Raw genomic sequence first — 18876 nt, forward strand, 5'->3', positions numbered from 1 at the left:
ACTCAAGGGAAAAACGCGCGTGCGCGTTCGGTTGGATTCTGGTATCCTCGCGATCGAGACCAGGAGGAGCCACATGACCCAGCAGGACAGCCCCAAGATCGCTCGGCGCCGCGACCGCGAAAAGCGCACCATATCCCAAATGGTGGCGTTGTATTGCGCCGACAATCACGACGCGGCCGCGCGAACGGAAACCGCCCACTGCGGCGAGGCCGTGTGCCCCGGCTGCGCGAGCATCGACGCCTATGCCGTGCTGCGCACCGAGCGCTGCCGCAAGATGGACGTGAAGACCTCGTGCGACGAATGCGAGCACCACTGTTACAAGCCCGAGGAACGCGAACGCATCCGCGCCGTCATGCGCTACGCCGGCCCGCGCATGCTGAAAAAGCATCCTTTGGCCGCCATCCGCCATCTGCTGGGAAAGTAGAGGCGCCTTCGACCCGCATGCCGAGACCCTACTCCGCTTTGTCCCCGTAGGCGGCATAGTAGGCCGACGTTGCGGTATCGCAGCAGTTCATTACCGTCCCCACGAGATTAGCGCCCGCCGCGCGCAACTGTTCGGCTGCCTTCTGGACGCTTGCGCGCTCGACGAAGCCTTCGCGCACCACGAGCAGCGTCGCATCGGATACCTGGGCGACGCCGGCGGCGTCCACGAACGCGCCCACCGGCGGAGTGTCGATGACCACGTGGTCGTAACGAGCGGCCAGGCATCCGAGCAAGCGCCTGAATCGTTGGGAATCGAGAATGTCGACGGGGCTGGTCACGCCTGCTTCGGCATCGAGGAAATGCATGCGCGGCTGACGAGTGGCCACGATAGCCCGCCCCGGTTCCTCATCCCCCATCACGACGGCGCAGAGCCCGACGGGAGCGCGCACCCCCAACCTGTCCGCCAGCGAGCGCCGCCGCAGGTCGCATTCCACGAGCAGCGTGCGCTTCCCCGCCACGGCCATCACGCGAGCCAGCTCAACGGCCACCGTCGTTTTGCCCTCGTTCGGCACCGAGCTCGTCACCACGATCGTGCGCATCGGCTTGTCGAAGCTCATGAACCCCAAGTTCGCGTACAGCGTGCTCATCGCGTTGCGCTGCAGCGGGCGCGGAAGCTCGGCGTTCAGAACCCTCGTCTTCTTCTTGAACATCTTCATCATCGATTCTCCGGTTCGCGCAGGAGGAAGCCCGGCTCGACCGCCCAGGGTCGCTTACGCACCGTCAAACTTCCTCCCACATCCTCAACACGGCTTCATATATGAAGCCGTGTTGAGGATTATACCGAATAATCTGAACGAATGGATGCTGATAGGAAAAGAGTGCTTTTAGGGAGCGCGATTCGCGAGCGAAGGGAGGCGCAGAGCCTGTCTCAGCAGAAGCTCGCCCTCATGATCGGCAGCAGCAAATCGCACATCTGGCGCATCGAGTCGGGACGCGTGAGCGTGGGTCTCGACGACCTCGGCCGTATCGCCGACGCCCTCGACGTGCAGGTCCGCGACCTCTTCTCGTTCTAACCGCGCATCGTTCGAGGCGCGGCACCCCCCCCGAAACACGTTGTCGCCCGAAAGCCGCTGTTTTCACGCTGAAAACGCGGCTTTCGGGCGACAACGAGCATGCGGAGGCGGCCCCGACGCAAGCCGACGGGGCCGCCAACCGGCTCCTCTTCCTAGCCCAACAGCTTCTTGCCAAGCGAAGCGCGGATGATGCTGCGGCTGGCGAAGTGCGTGACCAGGAGATACGCCCCGTACACGATGCCTGTCAGCACGCCGGTCATCAGCGCGGGCTCGAGAACCGAAACGCCCAGCTGCGCGAGCACCGCATCGCTGATGACGCCGACGGCGCATACGGTATGGCACACGGCCAAAGCGAGCGGAACGAGGAAGTACACGAGCACCTGCGCGCGCAGCGACCGGAAGATCATACGGCGGTCGCAGCCGATCTCGGCGAGCACCCGGTAGCGCGCCAACGAGTCGCTGGTCTCGGACAGCTGCTGGATGGCCAGAATGGCAGCCGTGGCGATGAGGAACACGAAGCCGATGTACAGTGCCAGGTACGAGATCATCATATTCATGCCGCTCGACTGGACGACCACCTCCTCGGCTGTGAACGAGAGCGTCACCGGCCAGGGCTTCGGGCCGAACTTCCACCCCGAAGCCGCCACCTCGGCGCTGGGAGGAGAAGCCTCGCCCAGCATCTGCGCGAGCAGCTTGTCGCCTTCGGTTCGGCTCGTCTTGTACATGAGGTTGAGCACGGACTGCTCGGGCACAACGCCCTGGGCGCGCAGGTCGGCGATCACCGAGTCGGGGACGATCGCCTCGGCGCCGCTCGAAGCGAACGCGGCGTCCTCCAACGGCTGGCGCCGCAGCTCGCCCGTCGACGTCAGCGTACGACCGGCCGCTTGGATGGTCTCGCCTTTGCCTGCGAGCGCCTCGGCAAGGCCCTGCATGCCGTCGAGCGTGTTGTTCACGGCGTAGCCGTCCTCGCCCACGTCCACCGTGGGCCGACCCGTCAGCTCGGCAAGCGCATTGAACTGCGAGACCCCGACCAGCGAGATGCCCTGCCTGTGCATCGCCTCGTTCTGCTTATCGTTGCCCGTGTCCTTGCCGTAGCGATCCATGATCGCGCCATAGCTCTCATCGGCGTCCACGTACACGTCGACCTGCACCGAGCGATCCACCAGCGCGTCCCACGTCGGCGAAGCGTCCGCCAGCTTCGCGGCGATATCCCAATCGTACGCCTCGGCGTCCGCGGCGATGGCGGCGGCCTTCTCGTCGGCGACTCGCTGATACTCCCGATCCTCCTCGCTCATGCTCGCGAGCGCCTCTTCGTCGTGGATGCCGCCCGCGTTGAGGTACACGTTCGCCGTGAGCGTGGCGTCGTACAGCGTGCCCTCCTCGACATTGCCGCTGAACGCGCGCGCCAGGCCCATGCCCGTGGAGAACACCGTGAGCGAGAAGAACAGCATGATGCATACCACCGACAGCGACACGAACGCCGTGTTCACCTTGCTGGCGATCTGGCGCGTCGTGAACATGGCAAGGCCCTTGAAGTAGATGCCGCGCGTGCGCTCGATCGCCGCAAGCGCGAAGCCCGCGAGCGACCAGAAGAATAAAAACGTGCCCGCCACCATGAGCGCCGTGGCCCGCCAGAACCCTTCGTCGAACTGCATGAGGCCGTTGTCGACAAGCGTAACGTACGACCACGCGATCACGGCGACGGCCGCGAGGAAGCCGACGAGGCTGATCCAGGGGTTGCGCACGCGGAAGCGCGCGTTCTTCGAGCGGGCCGACAAGAGGTCGATGAGCTTGTAGCGCCGGATGGACAGCGTGTTGAACAGCCCCGTCACGGCGAAGATGAGCACGAAGCAGCCCAGCGTCAGCAGGAAGGCGTTGGTCGAGAACACGAATCGGTACTTCCATCTGGATGTTGAACAGCCCCGCCGTGACGAACGACAGCCCTTGCGACAACGCGAAGCCCAAGGCCAGGCCCACGCCCAGCGAAACGAGGCCCACCGCCACCGTCTCCAGAAGCACGATGACCGACACGCTGGACGGGTTCATGCCCAGCATGAGGTAGGTGCCGAACTCCTGCTTGCGTCGGCGGATGAGGAACCCGTTCGCGTACAGCACGAGAAAGCCCAGCACGCAGGCGATGACCACGCTGAACATCCCCAACATCTGACCGGTCATCTCGAACACGCTGGCCGTGGCGGTATCCTCAAGGTCGAACAGGATGGACTGGCCGGTCACCGAGTTGAACGCGTAGAACACCGCCACGCCGAACACGAGCGTGACGAAGTAGATAGCGTAGTCGCGTACCGAGCGCCGAACGTTGCGGAAAGCGAGTTTAGCCAGCATCGCGCACGTCACCGCCCAGGAACGTCACCACTTCCATGATGCGGTTGAAGAAGTCGCCGCGGCTCGTGGCGCCGCGGCGGATCTCGTTGAACACCGCGCCGTCCTTGATGAACAGGATGCGGCTGGCGAACGAGGCCGCGAACGAGTCGTGCGTGACCATCATGATGGTGGCATGCAGATCGGCGTTCATCATGGACAGGGTCTCCAGCATCACCGTGGCGCTGCGCGAATCGAGCGCGCCCGTGGGCTCGTCGGCCAGCACGAGCTTCGGATCGGCGACCATGGCCCGCGCCGCGGCGATGCGCTGCTTCTGGCCTCCGGACATCTGGTAGGGGTACTTGCCAAGCACCTCGTCCACGCCCAACGTGCGGGCGATAGCCTGCACGCGAGGCTTGATGGAGGCGGTGGACTCGCCCTTCACCGTCAGCGCCAGCGCGATGTTCTCGAAGCCGGTGAGCGTGTCCAGCAGGTTGGAATCCTGGAAGATGAAGCCCAGGTCGTCGCGACGGAACTTCGCCAACGCGCGGGAGCGCAGGCCCGTGATGTCGCGCCCGTCGACGAGGATGTGCCCGCTCGTCACGGTGTCGATGGTGGCGACGCAGTTCAGCAGCGTCGTCTTGCCGGAGCCCGACGGCCCCATGATGCCCACGAACTCGCCGGGGGCCACGTCGAAGCTGATGTCGTTGATGGCCCGGGTGACGGAATCGCGGTTGCCGTACACCTTCTCGATCTGGCGCACCGACAGGATGGGACGGGCGCCGAGAGACGGAGCCGCGCCTCCGGGGCGCGCCGCCGTCTGGGTTTGCGGAGTCGCGTAGACTTCGGTCATGATCGTATCCTTCCTCGCTTGCAGGTCTTCGACCATGCTACGGCGCGGCGCGCCCGGGCGCCATCGAATCGCGTGACGCGTACCTTACGAAAATGCAAGGCAGCGCGGCCGGAACCCGCAGGCCGTCATCCTGATCGGAGGCCGCAGGCCGGAGTCGAAGGATCCCGCGCGGTGCCAGCTGCGGCGGTTCCCGCTATCGCCGCACGAAAGACAGAGGAAGCGCATGCCCTTCACGACAGCAGGTCGAGCTTGCGGCGGTCGTGCGGGAACGCCAGCAGCACGCGCGTGCCCTTCCCCTCTTCCGAGGCCAGCGCCACGGCGAGACCCATCTTCGCGCACAGCTCGGCCACGAGGTACAGCCCCATGCCCGTGGACGAGCCCGCACGCCTGCCGTTCTCGCCGGTGAAGGCGCGCTCGAACACGCGAGGCACGTCGCCGGCCGGCACGCCCCAGCCGTCGTCGGCCACCTCGAGCACCGTGCGCGCGTCGCTGGTCCCTGCTCCCTCCTCCCGCACCGAGAAGCGCAGCGTGCTCGCGCCGTATTTCCCCGCATTCGCCACGAGCTGGCCGATGACGAAAGCGAGCCACTTCACGTCGGCGAACACGCGAACGTCTTCGTCCACGTCCACCGTCGGCGCCACGCCGCGCTCGATGAGGAAGCGCGCATGCTTCCGCAGCGCCTCCCGCACGGCCTCGGCGAGGCTCGTCTCGCGGATGGCATAGTCCTGGACGAGCGAGGTGGAGCGCGCATAGTACAACGCCTGCTCCACGTAGCCCTCGATACGGTCGAGCTCGCCCTTGATCCGTGCGGCCTGGGGACCGTGCAAGCCTGAGGCCATGAGCGCCGCCGCGGCGATAGGCGTCTTGATCTCGTGGATCCACAGCTCTATGTAATCGCGGTAGGCTTCGGCTTGCTGCTTGTGCGCGGCCACGTCGTCGGCGGCGGCCTTCCCCGTCGCCTGCAGGGCCTCGTAAGCCAGGCGTCCTTCCAGGAAGTCGGGAGGTTCTATGAGCGCCGTTGCGTAATAGGTGCGGTCGAGGTCTCCCACCACCTGTTCGAGATCGCGGTAAAACGCGCGACGACGCGCGTAGTCCACCGTCAGGGCGAAGGCCGCGCATGCCAGCACGATGCATGCCGCCAGCACCGAGGCGTCCGGACCGGCACCGAGCACGGCGACCACGGAGCCGATCGCGATCGCGCACACGATGGCGACGGCGACGGAAAGGGCACGATCCCTGAGAAAGGCTGCCGGGCTCATCGCGCACGGCACCCCCGGAGTCGTCGGGGCGCGCGCATCACACCACGTATCCCTGCCCGCGGCGCGTGACGAGGAAGTCGTCGGGCACGCCGATACTCGCCAGGCTCTTGCGCAAACGGTTGATGTTGACGGTCAGCGTGTTGTCGTCGATGAACGCATCGGACTGCCACAGCTCCACCATCAGCTCCTGGCGCGAGATGATGGTGTCGTGATTCGCCATGAGCATGTGGAGGATCTTCAGCTCGTTGCGCGTCAGGTCGACGGAACGTCCGCCGTGCTCCACCCGCCCGCGCGCCACGTCCAGCACCACGCCTCGATGCTCGATACGCGTCGGCGGCTCGGTACGCTGCGTACGGCGCAGAACCGATTGGATGCGCGCAAGAAGCACGGCTGGGTTGTAAGGCTTCGTGACGTAGTCATCGGCGCCGAGGTTCATGCTCAGAACCTCGTCGAACTCGCTGTCGGACGACGTGAGCATGATGACGGGCACTTGACTCGAGCGCCTGAGATCGCGGCAGACCGTATGGCCGCCCGTGCCGGGAAGCTTGAGGTCGAGGATCACGCAGTCGGGCGCAGCCGCCAAAACATCGTCCACGATGCGGTCGAAGGCGGTGCCGGTCAGCGCGGTATGACCCTGCAGTTCGAGCAGGCGCATAAGCTCCTCGCGCAACGACGCGTCGTCTTCCACGACGAATATCCGTGCCATTCGCCCTCCTCACACCGTCCGCATAAGACGGCTCCCTCGACTTCGATACCTCCCCATGGTACGCAGCGAAGCGCTTCCGTCGGCGAGGCGTAACCGTTTCGTTGCCGCCCCGAAGCTATTCCTTATGATGTTTGGTGTACGTGCCGGGCATCGCCGGACACGCAGGCTTCGAGCTTTTGAAGTAACGCAGTATGAAGCTGACGCCCGCAACCGCCAACGCAGCGCCCAACCCCGTATAGAAGAACGCGATGAACCACTCGGGCACGACGCCCGATGCGCGCAAGGCGATACCGCCGCCCATCATGATGGCCATCATGATGTAGCCCTTTTTATCGAAGAACTTGAACAGGTGGGTTTTGTCTTCCTCGTAGCCCCTGATCCTGCTCGCATGCTTGCCAACCATCTTGGTGAACACGAAGATATGGAACAGCACGAATATGAGGAGGGTCCCCCCTATCAAGACCCAGAACAGCCACCCGGTCTCGTCCAGGAAAGCCGAAAGACCGATGTTCACGATGTTCGCGCCGGCAATGAGCCACACGATGCCGGCGACGAGCAGAAGTTTGTCGGTCGAAACCTTCAGCAGCTGCATGTCATGCTCCTTCGATGCGCCTTGTATCCGAACGCCCGCGACGCGGAGGCCGCGCGCGGGCATCTGAACATTATAGGCTCGAACTCGACGGGGGCAAGGGCGGGCCGACGTTCTCCATAGCGCGATATCGGCCTGCGGCGCGGCATCGACGCGCTACTTGACGCCCTGGGGAACGCGAGCATCGTCGGCATTCGTTCCCGCGCCTGCAACGTCAAGGATCTCGATGGTCGTGGGCTTGAAATCGGTGCCCGATCCCGTGCCGCGCATGACGATGACGTCGTCGGCGGAAAGGGTGCGGCCCTCGAGTTCGGCGCCCGATTCATCGACGATGGAAACGTCTCCCTCGTCGAAGGTTATCTCGTCCTGACCCGCGTTGAAAGCCTGCGAGCCGCTGCCGTCGTTCGCATTGGCGAGGGTGCCTACCACAACCGTGGCCGTAGAACCGTTCATAGCCATGACCTGACCGTATTGCACGGTCTCGCCGATGGAGCCCTCGGCCTCGTTGCGCGATTGCTCGTCGGCGTTCAGCTCTTGCTGGGCCTGCGGGTTGTCCTCGGCGTCGTTGGCCGCGCAGCCGCTCAAAAACGGTACGAAAGCGAGCACGACGGCCATCGCGCCGGCGAACGCCCGCATCTTCTTCTTGCTCATGGAAACCTCCTTATGGTCGGTGCGCAACGCGCACATCGCGAGCATGTACGACGAATGCACCCGATTGTGGAGGAACAGGCGGGAAGGCTGCGCGGCGCGCGGCGACCGTCAGGAAGCGGTCACAGCTCCGCAACCGGCCGGGAACCGGAAAAGCGCGCACAAGGGGACGGAAAGCGTGTCAAAGGGACGGGTGGTTCGACACGGTGCTCTATCCTCGGGGGTGGGTGCGAGCGTGCACCTGCTTGAGGCGGCCGGGGGAAAGATGGGTGTAGATCTGCGTGGTGGACAGGCTGGCATGTCCCAGCATCTCCTGGACGCTGCGCAGGTCGGCGCCCCCGTCCAGCAGGTCGGTGGCGAAGGTATGGCGCATATCGTGCGGCGAGAGCGACTCGTCCAGACCTGCCTGGCGCAGCGCGTCCTTGAACATCTTGCGGATGGCGTCGGTGCCCATGCGGTTGCCGCGCGTGGACACGAAGAAGTAGTCGCAGGTGCGGTCGCGCAGGATCAGCGGGCGGGCCCACGTGGCATAGGCGCGCATGGACGACACGGCCATGTCGTGCAACGGCACGATGCGCTCCTTCGACCCCTTGCCGAACACCTTCACCTGCCCGCTTCCGAAATCCACGTTGGCCGCAAGCAGACCGGACGCCTCGGACACGCGGGCGCCGCATGCGTACAGGAATTCCAGCAGAGCGAGGTTCCGCGCATCCACGGACGACTGTTCGCGCTCGCGCCCGGCCGCGTCGCGCTTGCCGTACACCGTCAGCAGCTTCACCATGTCCGACGCCCGGATGACGTGCGGCAGGCTCTTCGGCTGTTTGGGCCCCTGCAGAATGCTCGCGGGGTCCTCGTCGGCGATGCCGGTGACGTTGAGCCAGCGGAAGAAGCTGCGCAGCGCCGACAGGCGGCGGTTCACCGTGGTGCGCGAGTACTGTGCGCGGTCGAGCTCGCCCAGGTAACGGCGCAACTGGCGATGCGTGGCAGCGAGGATGTCGATGCGCTCGCGGCACGCCCAACGCGCGAAGTCCATAAGATCGATGCGGTAGGCGCGCAACGTGTGCACCGAGGCGTTGCGCTCCACGCGCATGGCGTGGCAAAACGCGTCGATCAGCTCGACGATGCGCGGATCGCAGTCGAGAGGGTCGACGCGCAGGGACGACGAGGCACCGTCTGCAGTCATGAGGATGCCTCCGGGCGAGCGGCTGCGTCGGATGAAAGGCCGCGCGCGGCCAGCTCGGCCTTGTACGCCGCGAGCGCCTCGGCGCCGCGCTCGGCGTAGGCGGCGTAGCGGTCGCGCTTGTTGCGGATGCGCTGCTCGAACGGGGGCAGGATGCCGAAGTTCACGTGCATGGGCTGGTAGTCCTTGACGGCGGGATCGGTGGCGTAAGCCAGAAGCGCGCCGAACGCCGTCTCGCGCGGGAGCGCGGGCGCCTGCGCGCCGCGAAGCTCAGCGGCCACGGCGAAGGCGACGTGGAGCCCCGAGCGGATAGCCTCGCAGTACCCTTCGGTGCCCGCGATCTGACCGGCAAGGTGCACCGGAACCCCGAGGCGCTCCGCCTCAGGCGAGCGCAGGCGCAGGCTTTCGTCCAGCAGGCGCGGCGCGTCCACGAACGTGTTGCGGTGCATCACGCCGTAGCGCGCGAACTCGGCGTTCTCGAGCCCGGGGATGAGGCGGAACACGCGGCGCTGCTCAGGGAAGGTGAGGTTCGTCTGGAACCCCACGAGGTTGTAGCTGGAACCGTGCGCGTCCTCGGCACGCAGCTGCAGCGCGGCCCATGGGCGATGCCCCGTGCGCGGGTCGGTGAGCCCCACCGGCTTGAGCGTGCCGAAGCGAGGCGCGTCGTGTCCCTTGCGGGCGATCTCCTCGATCGGCTGGCACGCCTGGAACAGATCGCGCGTCTCGAAGTCGCGGCGGATCACGCGCTCGGCGGCCACGAGCTCGTCGACGAAGGCGTCGTACTCCTCGCGCGAGAACGGCGCGTTCAGGTAGTCGCCCGCATCGGCGGCGGCGTCCTCGTAGCGGCTCTGGCGGAACAGCTTCGCGTAGTCGAGCGAATCGGCCATGACGATAGGGGCGGCGGCGTCGTAGAAGGCCAGGTGCTCTTCGCCGGCGAGCCGGGAAAGCGACGCGGCCAGCGCGTCGGACGCGAGCGGCCCTGCGGCCACCACGAGCGCATCGGCGCCCTCGGCGGCTTGAACGAGGTCGACGACCTCCTCGTGCACGAGATCGATGAGCGGATGCGCCTCCACGAGCGCGGTCACCGCCTCGGCGAACGCCGTCCGGTCGACGGCCAGCGCACCGCCTGCGGGCACGGCATGCAGCTTGGCCTGGGCGTACAGCTGCGATCCCAGCTCGGCCAACTCGCGCTTCAGCATGCCGGCCGCGCTGTCGGGCTTCTCGCTTTTCAGGGAGTTCGAGCACACGAGTTCGGCGCAGCATCCCGTGACATGAACGAGCGTGGGCGTCTTCGGGCGCATTTCGACCAAACGGACCCGCACGCCACGATCGGCGAGCTGCAAGGCCGCCTCGCTCCCAGCGAGCCCGGCCCCTACTATGGTTACTGATTGAGACATGCCGACTAGGATAGCAAAACACAGGCTCCAGCGCATCCGGAAACCCTCGAAACTACGCGCGTTTCTTACCGAACGCGCTCGCTCATCGCGAACAGGGCCTCCGGATACACTTCCTGGCCGTCCGGCCATCCAAGCGCCATCCCGCCGTCGATGATCCGAACGAGCTTCAAATACTCGTCGTCCCGCAGCCGTTCATACGCGCCTCCGCGTTTGAGGAACGACGAGACGTCGAGCCGGCGAAGCTCGCCCGTTTCAAACTCCAGCAGCAGAAGGCAGCCTCCTTCGGCAACGACCTCAACCAGATCGGGTTGGCTTTTGTTCATCACCATCCCGCGCTCTTCATCGAGCACCGGATACCACATGCTACCACCGCCTATCGCAAAGGATCGATCCGAAATGCGGCAAGCCCCTCGCTCATGAGCTTCCAATCGGCCTCCAGCTCCTCTTGATGAAGCACGATCCATGCTCGGAGCAACGCGAGCTTTCGAGGAGGGAAACGGCCGTCGAAAACCCTGCCTTCGAAATCGATAGAGCATTCGAATTCCGCGAACCGAGCATGGATATGAGGCGTATGGTGCCTGCCGTCCGCCTCATTATACATAATGATCACGATGCCGTAGAACATGGATAACGTCGTCATCGCGCTCCTCCTCTCTCATCTCACCGCCGGGCCCCAGCGGCCGTCGGGGTGGCGGGCGACGGCGCCGGCGAGCTCGGCTTCGACGAGGCGCTCCATGAGCCAGGATCGCGCATCCTCCCCGCCGCACGATGAGGCGGCGATCGCGTAGAGCTGCTCCATGCTCAGCGGCTCGGCGCGCAGCGCGTCCGCCACCGGGTTCGACGGCTCGTCCGCACGCGGCGCACCGGTGCGCTCGACGGAAGGGACGGTCTCCTGCTTCAGGCATCCGAACAGCGAGAACAGCGCATCCTCGAACGTCTCGTCATCGATGACGGGCGTCGCGCCCTGGTAGATGAGGCGGTTCGCGCCACGCGACGAGGCAGCGGTGATGGCGCCGGGCACCACGAGCACGTCGCGGTTCGCCGCCAGCGCCTCGTCGGCCGTGGAGAAGGTTCCCGACGGCAGTCCCGCCTCCACGATGAGCGTGGCGCGGGCGAGCCCGGCGATGAGGCGGTTGCGCAGGCGGAAACGGTACGGCTTGGGATCCTCGTCCCACACGTGCTCGGAAACCACCGCCCCGCCCCCGTCGACGATGCGCTGGAACAGCCCCTCGTGCTCGGCGGGGTACAGCCGGTCGCACCCGCCGCCCAGAAACGCCACTGTGCGCCCGCCCTCCTCCAGCGCGGCCGCATGCGCCGCCGCGTCGCAGCCGCGCGCCCCGCCCGACACCACTACGATGCCGCGCCGGGCGGCCAAGGCCGCGAAGCGCTTGGCGCACCCGCGCCCGTACGGCGTGGCCCTGCGCGCGCCCACGATGGCGATGCCCTCCTGGAGCGCGAAAGGATCGCCTACCACGTACAGCCGATCCGGCGGCTGCGCCACGTTTTCCAGCGCAGAAGGGAAGCCTTCTCCGCCGCGCGCGAGCACCGTGCGCTCGCCAGCGAGCGCGCTCACGATTCCCCCTCGCGCAGGCGGAAGCCGATGGCCTCGCACAGATGGCTGCGCTCCACGCGGGCGCTCTCCTCCATGTCGGCTATCGTGCGCGCGAGCGCGAGCGTGCGCATGATGGCGCGGCCGCTCAGGCGCCCCGCCTTCGCCGCGCCCTCGAGGAAGCCCTCGTCCTGCGTCGTCAGCGCGCAGGCCCGAACAAGCGCCTCCGACGTGAGCGCCTTGTCGTCCTCCCCGTTTCGCGCGCGCCGCCACGACGCGAACTCCCGCGCGCGCAGCACATCGCGGCGCAGCTCCTCGGAGCTCGTGCCGTGCCCGGTGGCCAGCACCTCGCCGGGCGGGATCCTGCGCACCGCGATATGCACGTCGATGCGGTCCATGATGGGTCCGCCGATGCGGTTGCGGTAGAGCTGCATCTGCCGGTGCGTGCACGTGCACGGCTCCTCCTCGTCGCCGTAGTAGCCGCAGGGGCACGGGTTGGTGGCCGCCACCAGCATGAACCGCGCCGGGAAGTCGACGTTGCCGTCGGCGCGCGTGAGGGTGACCCGCCCCGACTCCAGCGGCTGGCGGATGCCCTGGAGAACAGACGGGCTGAACTCGGCGAGCTCGTCGAGGAACAGCACGCCGTTGTTCGCGAGCGATATCTCGCCGGGACGCAAGGGCGAGCCGCCGCCGACCAGCCCCGCCAACGTGGCCGAGTGGTGCGGGCTGCGAAACGGCCGCACCCCGCCCAGGATCGGTTCCACCTCCTCGCCGGCGACCGAGTGCACCACCGCCGTCTCGATGGCCTCGGCCTCCGACAGCGGCGGCAGGATGGACGGCAGCCTCGACGCGAGCATGGTCTTGCCCGAACCGGGCGGTCCCGTCATCAGCACGCCGTGGCCGCCCGCCGCCGCGATCTGCAAGGCGCGCTTCGCCATGTCGTGGCCGGCGATGTCCCGGAAGTCAAGCGCGGGCGCACTGCTCGGCTTCGCCGCGCCGGCCACGGCCGGGAACAGGCCCGTCCTGAACCCCGCCAGCGACTTCGCCGCACGGCGCACCAACCCGTCGAGCGCGACGAAACCCTGGTCGACCGGCGCGCATACGAGGTCGACGCCCAACCGCTGCGCGCACAGCGCGTAGGCCAGCAGCCCGGCCACCGGGCGCACCGCCCCCTCGAGCGACAGCTCGCCCACGAACAGCTGGCCGCGCACCGCACGCGGGTCTAACTGCCCCGAAGCGCACAGGATGCCCGCCGCGATGGGCAGGTCGAACCCCGACCCCGTCTTGCGCAAGACGCCCGGTGCCAGGTTCACCACCACCTTGCTGGCCGGCAGCGAGAAGCCGCACGAGCGCAGCGCCGCCTTCACCCGCTCGCGCGATTCCTGCACGGAGGCGTCGGCCAAGCCGACGATGGAGAAGCCGGGAATCCCGTTCGCCATGACCACCTCGACGTCGACCGGAACGGCTTCCACGCCGCGCAGCGTCGCGGACCGCACGACGCACTGCCCCCGCACGCTCATCGGCCCGAGAACGCGTTGATGTGGTGGCGGATCATCGCGCGGTCGGGCGAGATCGCCACGATGGACACGATGTCGAAGCGCACCGGCACGTCCACCACGTCGAAGCCTTGCAGGAACAGCGCCGCGATGCGCTCGTAGCGGTCGCGCTTGGCCTCGTCCACCGCTTCCGCCGGCATGCCGCAGTCGCAGCTCGACCTGGTCTTCACCTCCACGAACACGACGCTGTCGCCGTCGCGCGCGATGATGTCGGCCTCACCCGCCGCGCACGTCCAGTTGCGCTCGACGATCTCGTAGCCGCGCCGGTCGAGAAAGCGAGCGGCGGCGTCCTCGCCTCTACGCCCCAGCTCCGCGTTGCGCCCCCCCGCCGTCTTCTCGCGATCCTGCGCCCGTTCGCCCCGTTTCGCACGCCGCTTGGCCCCCGAGCCTACTCCTCGCCGCTCGCCCGCGCCGGCCTTCTTTCCGCACGCCGCCTGCTCACCGTCCTGCCATTCGATCGTTGCCGCCGTATCCTGATACATGGCACCACGCCCCTTTCGTCTGTGGTTCCATGATAAGGATGCCGTCTTACGCGGCGATGGCACGTATCCAGCGAAACGCACCGCGAAACCTTCCCGGAAAGACACGCCGTTTCCATGCGGATGACACGCGCCTTGCCTCCGTTTCCAACGCGGATCGAACGTATCGTCCATGCACTTTCGACGCAGATTCCGCACCGAAGAGAAACCGCAGATGGAAAAGCCGTCCAGCTTGCACCCGAAGGCGCGCCGAACGGCTCGCAAGCGTGGAAAACGCAGCGGTGGAAACGTGTGGAAGGACGCGGAGGCGCTAGAACAGAGCAGGTTGCGTGAAGGCCGTGCAGAACGTCGCGCGATGGATGGGCGTGAGACCGTAGCGCTTGATGGCCTCGATATGGGCCGCGCTCGCGTAGCCCTTGCAGGCGTCGAAGCCGTATTCGGGGTACTCCTCGGCGTAGCGGCACATGAGCGCGTCGCGCTCCACCTTCGCCACGATGGAGGCGGCGGCGATCGAGGCGCATTTCCCGTCGCCCTTCACCACGTTCACCTCGCGCTCGTCGAGGCGCATCGGGTTGCCGTCGAGCAACACCACGTCGGGGCGCACGCCCGCTTCCTCGATGCGTCTGATCGCGCGTCGGAACGCCAGCGCGAGCGAGGCCGTCATACCGCAAGCGTCGATGTCGGACGCCTCCACGTACTCGACCGTCCAGGCCACGGCCACGGCCTTCACCTGCACGGCGATGCGCTCGCGCACCTCGGGCTTCACCTGCTTGGAGTCGTTGAGACCCTCGATGAACGGTTCGGCGGGCAGCACCACCGCGCCCACGGCCAAAGGCCCGGCGAGCGGCCCGCGCCCCACCTCGTCGAGACCTACGATCACGCCGTCGCCGCGCCCTGCAGCCAGCGCGCGCTCGAACGCGTACAACGATGCCAGTCGCTGCCGTTCCGCCGCCTCGGCCGCCAGACGCGCCCGAGCCCGCTCCACGGCGTCGCGCACGCCCTTGCGCGCGTCGGCCACGAGCGAGCGCTCGAGCACCGCGAACTCGCGCTCGTCGGCTTCGTGCAGGCGTTGCTTGATATCGGCGACGGTCGGTTCCATGAATCCCCCTCGACATGCTCTTCTTCGACCGACCATGATACCAGAAAGGCGCTGCGCGGCCTCGCCCGCCCCTGTAAAAAAGGAACCCCCGCCGTCCGGAAGGACGACGGGGGTTCCTGCAAATCTGAAGCGTATAGAAGGCCTAGCGGTACGCCTTCTCCTTGATCTTCGCGGCCTTGCCCACCTTCTTGCGCAGGTAGTACAGCTTGGCGCGGCGCACATCGCCCTGACGCACGACCTCGATGCGCTCGATCTTCGGGGAGTGCACGGGGAAGGTGCGCTCCACGCCGATGGAGAAGCTGATCTTGCGAACGGTGAACGTCTCGCGATTCGAAGCGCCCTGGCGACGGATGACATCGCCCTGGAACACCTGGATACGCTCGCGGTTGCCCTCGGTGATGCGGTAGTGAACCTTCACGTTGTCGCCGACGTTGAACTCGGGGACGTCCTGCTTGATCTGCTGCTGTTCGATGGCGCGAATGATATCCATGACCCGTTCCTTCTTATATATTCAATGAAACCTAATTGCATGTCGTCTAGTAAAGACACGATTGGATAGTATACCGTCAACGGAACGGTACTGCAAGGAAAAACCTGGGCACATGCGCAAAAACTTGGGCTCTCCACGCATAATGCCGAATTCCGCCGCGCTTCCGGCCCGGTCTTCCGATGCGCACGGCCTCTACAGGAGCATGAGCAGCGCGTACGCGGCCACACCCGAGACGGCGCACCACAGAAGCGATTTCGTCTTCCAGGCGACGAGCGCCACCGCAAGCGCGGCGACCAGGGGCGCGGCTGCCGGCCACAGGCCTGCGTCGAACATGCCGGGCGTCAAAAGGTCGTTCGCGACGAGCGCGGCGAACGCGGCCGGCGGAATGAAGCCGAGCGCCTGCCCGACCCCTTCCGGCAGTTCCTTGCCCTTGAGAACGAACAGCGGCACCACGCGGCAGACCAGCATGGTGATTGCGCAGCACCCCAGCACGATGAAGTAATCGCCCCAGCCCATCGGTTCCATCAGCCGCGCTCCTTCGCCCACGTGAACAGCAGCGCCGCCATCACGCCCACGAGCGCGCCCACGAGTATGGCGGGGCCCGAAAGCCCGATGGTCTTGCATGTGTACACGCCCAGGATGGCGAACGCCGCAGCCACCACGTTGGCCGGCGTCACCTTTTGCGTGACAAGCAGGCAGATGAAGATGGACGTCATGGCGAAGGAGGCTATGGCCAGCGGGATGCCCACGGCGTTGCCCACGAGCACGCCGGCCACGTTCGACAGCGCCCACGAGCTTTGCGAGAAAAGGTTCACGAGCGTGGCGCGGCCAACCGACCAGCCGCCCTCCTCGAACTTCGCCGTGTTCACACCGTAGCTCTCATCGGTCACCGTAGCCGCGAACAGAAACGCGAGGCGTTTCTTCACACGCTCGCAGCGCGGCGCGAACGAGGCCGAGTACAGCATCTGGCGTGTGTTCACCAGCGACACGCTGGCGATGATGGACGCGAGCGGCGAGCCGGCCAGCCACATGTTCGGGATCATGAACTGGCCCGCGCCCGAGTAGAACACGGCCGACAGCAGGAACACCTGCAGCTCGTTCATGCCGATGGAAGCGCTCAGGATGCCGCAGGGTATGCCGATGGCGACGTAGCCCAGCATGATGGGCAGCGCCGCCGAAAACGATTGCCTGATGTGATCCCCGGAAAGCATAGTTAGACGATTATACAATTCTTGTGCACCTGCGCAACGAAGAAATGTCCTTAGGCCGAGGGAACCTAGTAATGCAGCGCGTTGGGGATGAACAGCCTTTGGTAGAGGTTCTTGGCGTAGCGGTCGGTCATGCCGGCGATGAAGTCGGTGACGGCGCGCAGGTCGTCGCCCTCGGAGATGGCGCGGTACTCCTGCGGAACTTCGCCCGTGTGCGCCACGTAGTAGTCGAACAGGTCGTCCACGAGGTGCGTCGCCTTCGCCACCTCGTCGGTGACGGCAGGGGCGCTGTACACGCGCTCGAACAGGAACGACCGCAGCTCCATCATGGCGTTCCACACCGCGTCGCTCATGCGGATGTCGTCGACGGCGGCCGACGTCTCCACCATGTCGAGCACGAGCGTCTCGATGCGCGACGAATGGTCGGGGCCCAGCATGGCGTGCGTCGACGCCGGCAGGTCGACCTCGCGCAGGATGCCCGCGCGGATGGCGTCGTCGATGTCGTGGTTGACGTACGCGATGCGGTCGGCCGTGCCCACGATGCGCCCCTCCAGCGTCTCGGCGCGCAGGTCGCCGGTGTGATTGAGGATGCCGTCGCGCACCTCGGACGTGAGATTCAGTCCCTTGCCGCCGTTCTCGATGCGCTCGACCACGCGCAGGCTCTGCTCGTTGTGGCGGTAGAGCGCCTCCGCCTCGGGCGATGCCGGGTCGATCCCCTTGTGGCGCGCCAGGCAGCGCGCGAGCGCCTCCTCCCCCGTATGCCCGAAGGGCGTGTGCCCCAGGTCGTGGCCGAGCGAGATGGCCTCGGCGAGATCCTCGTTCAGCCCCAGCGCGCGGGCGATGGTGCGGGCGATCTGCGCCACCTCCAGCGTGTGCGTGAGACGGGTGCGGAAGTGGTCGCCCTCGGCGGCCAGGAACACCTGCGTCTTGTGCGACAGGCGGCGGAAGGACTTCGTGTGGAGGATCTTATCGCGGTCGCGCTGGTAGTCGGTGCGCAGGATGTCGGGCTCGGCGGATCGGTCGCGGCCGTCGCTCTCGTCGGCGAACGCCGCGTCGCGGGAAAGCTCCACGTGCTCGCGCTGCTCTTGGTCCTCGCGATGGATGATGCGCATAAGGCCCTCCTTTTCCGTCGCCCGTCCGTCGGCGACCTGCAGGATCAGTATACCAACTTATCCGGCTCGAACGCGCCGCGCTCCGTGACGATGCGCGTGATGAGGCCGGCCGGCGTCACGTCGAAGGCCGGGTTCCACACGTCGACGCCCTCGATCGCGACGGGCAGGACCTCGGAGGCATCGCGCTCTTCGATGGGGATGCCCGAGCCGTCCGCGATCGCGGGGTCGATGGTGGAGGTGGGCGCGGCCACGTAGAACGGGATGCCGTGATGGCGGGCGAGCACGGCCACGCCGTACGTGCCGATCTTGTTCGCCGCGTCTCCGTTGGCGGCGATGCGGTCGGCTCCCACGATCACGGCGTCCACCTCTCCTTTAGCCATGAGGCTTGCGGCCATGTTGTCGCAGACGAGCGTGCAGGGAACGCCCGCGCGCGCCAGCTCCCACGACGTGAGGCGCGCGCCCTGCCCCACTGGGCGCGTCTCGTCGGCGTACACGCGCTCGATCTTGCCCTGCTCGGCCGCGGCGTATACCACGCCGAGCGCCGTGCCGTAGAACGCCGTCGCCAGGCTTCCGGCGTTGCAGTGCGTGAGCACGCGGCTGCCCTGCCGCAGCAGCGCGGCTCCGTGCGCGCCGATGGCGCGGTTCGCGGCTTCGTCCTCGGCCTCCATGCGCTTCGCCTCCGCGAACAGGGCGTCGGCCACGGCCGCAGGAGCCGCGCCCCCGTCGAGCGCAACACGCGCGCGGCCCAGCACGCGCTCGACCGCCCAGCGCAGGTTCACCGCGGTCGGGCGCGCGCAGGCGATCTCCTCGGCCGGCCGCTCGAGCGCGGCGCGGTACGCGGAAACCTCGCCCGCGCCCGTGGCGCCGCCGGCGGCCTCCCGAGCCCAAAGCGCCACGGCAGCGGCGCCCGCCCCGCCGCTGGCGGGCGCGCCGCGC

General features: G+C 66.9%; 22 protein-coding genes and 1 pseudogene. 2 read left to right on the top strand and 21 right to left on the bottom strand.

What is annotated here, in order from left to right; genetic code table 11:
- Positions 1–73 precede the first annotated feature (73 nt).
- Complete coding sequence (locus GT613_RS13790) at positions 74–424, top strand: nitrous oxide-stimulated promoter family protein (RefSeq protein WP_009304434.1); 351 nt, start codon at positions 74–76, stop codon at positions 422–424.
- Between the two features lie 28 nt (positions 425–452).
- Here GT613_RS13790 and GT613_RS13795 read toward each other — a convergent pair whose 3' ends face one another.
- A complete protein-coding gene (locus GT613_RS13795; protein WP_161172677.1) occupies positions 453–1142 on the bottom strand; it encodes a CpsD/CapB family tyrosine-protein kinase in 690 nt (229 codons plus the stop codon).
- A gap of 159 nt (positions 1143–1301) precedes the next feature.
- On the opposite strand from GT613_RS13795, the gene GT613_RS13800 reads away from it, so the two are divergent.
- Positions 1302–1496, top strand: coding sequence for a helix-turn-helix domain-containing protein (locus tag GT613_RS13800; RefSeq protein WP_009609120.1), 195 nt, complete (start codon positions 1302–1304; stop codon positions 1494–1496).
- Positions 1497–1648: 152 nt separating this feature from the next.
- Here the strand turns inward: GT613_RS13800 and GT613_RS15785 are convergent, their stop codons facing one another.
- From GT613_RS15785 to mtnA, 20 genes and pseudogenes are all read right to left on the bottom strand, one after another.
- Positions 1649–3385, bottom strand: a complete 1737-nt coding sequence (locus GT613_RS15785; RefSeq protein ID WP_370516130.1) for an ABC transporter permease — start codon at positions 3383–3385, stop codon at positions 1649–1651.
- 61 nt (positions 3386–3446) lie between these two features.
- Positions 3447–3839: pseudogene (locus tag GT613_RS15790) on the bottom strand (FtsX-like permease family protein); the annotation flags it as partial.
- Positions 3829–4668, bottom strand: coding sequence for an ABC transporter ATP-binding protein (locus GT613_RS13810; protein ID WP_009304441.1), 840 nt, complete (start codon positions 4666–4668; stop codon positions 3829–3831). The gene GT613_RS13810 and the pseudogene GT613_RS15790, both read right to left, overlap by 11 nt.
- A 230-nt stretch (positions 4669–4898) precedes the next feature.
- Entirely contained in the window at positions 4899–5927 is a 1029-nt protein-coding gene (locus tag GT613_RS13815) for a HAMP domain-containing sensor histidine kinase (RefSeq protein WP_035578284.1), read from the bottom strand.
- Positions 5928–5964: 37 nt separating this feature from the next.
- Positions 5965–6633 carry a response regulator transcription factor gene (locus GT613_RS13820; protein ID WP_009304445.1) on the bottom strand — a complete coding sequence of 223 codons (669 nt, stop codon included), beginning with the start codon at positions 6631–6633 and terminating at the stop codon, positions 5965–5967.
- A gap of 115 nt (positions 6634–6748) precedes the next feature.
- Entirely contained in the window at positions 6749–7225 is a 477-nt protein-coding gene (locus tag GT613_RS13825; RefSeq protein WP_009304447.1) for a hypothetical protein, read from the bottom strand.
- A gap of 153 nt (positions 7226–7378) precedes the next feature.
- Positions 7379–7873 (bottom strand): hypothetical protein, encoded by a 495-nt coding sequence (locus tag GT613_RS13830; RefSeq protein WP_009609141.1) that lies wholly within the window; start codon positions 7871–7873, stop codon positions 7379–7381.
- 208 nt (positions 7874–8081) lie between these two features.
- Positions 8082–9053 carry a tyrosine recombinase XerC gene (locus tag GT613_RS13835; RefSeq protein ID WP_009304452.1) on the bottom strand — a complete coding sequence of 324 codons (972 nt, stop codon included), beginning with the start codon at positions 9051–9053 and terminating at the stop codon, positions 8082–8084.
- Positions 9050–10483 carry a methylenetetrahydrofolate--tRNA-(uracil(54)-C(5))-methyltransferase (FADH(2)-oxidizing) TrmFO gene (gene trmFO / locus GT613_RS13840; protein WP_009304454.1) on the bottom strand — a complete coding sequence of 478 codons (1434 nt, stop codon included), beginning with the start codon at positions 10481–10483 and terminating at the stop codon, positions 9050–9052. Before trmFO ends, GT613_RS13835 begins: the two co-directional genes overlap by 4 nt.
- A 29-nt stretch (positions 10484–10512) precedes the next feature.
- Positions 10513–10809 (bottom strand): DUF2442 domain-containing protein, encoded by a 297-nt coding sequence (locus tag GT613_RS13845; protein ID WP_009609143.1) that lies wholly within the window; start codon positions 10807–10809, stop codon positions 10513–10515.
- Positions 10810–10820: 11 nt separating this feature from the next.
- Positions 10821–11087, bottom strand: a complete 267-nt coding sequence (locus tag GT613_RS13850; protein WP_009304457.1) for a DUF4160 domain-containing protein — start codon at positions 11085–11087, stop codon at positions 10821–10823.
- Positions 11088–11102: 15 nt separating this feature from the next.
- Positions 11103–12020 carry a DNA-processing protein DprA gene (gene dprA / locus GT613_RS13855; protein WP_021409125.1) on the bottom strand — a complete coding sequence of 306 codons (918 nt, stop codon included), beginning with the start codon at positions 12018–12020 and terminating at the stop codon, positions 11103–11105.
- Entirely contained in the window at positions 12017–13516 is a 1500-nt protein-coding gene (locus tag GT613_RS13860; protein WP_009304460.1) for a YifB family Mg chelatase-like AAA ATPase, read from the bottom strand. The genes dprA and GT613_RS13860 overlap by 4 nt, the downstream gene beginning before the upstream one ends.
- Positions 13513–14034 (bottom strand): YraN family protein, encoded by a 522-nt coding sequence (locus tag GT613_RS13865; protein WP_009304461.1) that lies wholly within the window; start codon positions 14032–14034, stop codon positions 13513–13515. Before GT613_RS13865 ends, GT613_RS13860 begins: the two co-directional genes overlap by 4 nt.
- Positions 14035–14341: 307 nt before the next feature.
- Positions 14342–15130, bottom strand: a complete 789-nt coding sequence (locus GT613_RS13870) for a ribonuclease HII (RefSeq protein ID WP_009304463.1) — start codon at positions 15128–15130, stop codon at positions 14342–14344.
- A gap of 142 nt (positions 15131–15272) precedes the next feature.
- Positions 15273–15620, bottom strand: a complete 348-nt coding sequence (gene rplS, locus GT613_RS13875; protein WP_009304464.1) for a 50S ribosomal protein L19 — start codon at positions 15618–15620, stop codon at positions 15273–15275.
- A gap of 192 nt (positions 15621–15812) precedes the next feature.
- On the bottom strand, positions 15813–16145 hold the full coding sequence (locus tag GT613_RS13880) for an AzlD domain-containing protein (protein WP_009304465.1): 333 nt from the start codon (positions 16143–16145) through the stop codon (positions 15813–15815).
- Positions 16145–16831, bottom strand: a complete 687-nt coding sequence (locus GT613_RS13885; RefSeq protein ID WP_009304466.1) for an AzlC family ABC transporter permease — start codon at positions 16829–16831, stop codon at positions 16145–16147. The genes GT613_RS13880 and GT613_RS13885 overlap by 1 nt, the downstream gene beginning before the upstream one ends.
- A 65-nt stretch (positions 16832–16896) precedes the next feature.
- Positions 16897–17940, bottom strand: coding sequence for a deoxyguanosinetriphosphate triphosphohydrolase (locus GT613_RS13890; RefSeq protein ID WP_009304467.1), 1044 nt, complete (start codon positions 17938–17940; stop codon positions 16897–16899).
- 44 nt (positions 17941–17984) lie between these two features.
- On the bottom strand, positions 17985–18876 hold an 892-nt coding region (gene mtnA, locus GT613_RS13895; protein ID WP_240132897.1), incomplete at its 5' end, for an S-methyl-5-thioribose-1-phosphate isomerase.

This window comes from Eggerthella sp. BIOML-A4 (assembly GCF_009875575.1).
Taxonomy (GTDB): domain Bacteria; phylum Actinomycetota; class Coriobacteriia; order Coriobacteriales; family Eggerthellaceae; genus Eggerthella; species Eggerthella lenta.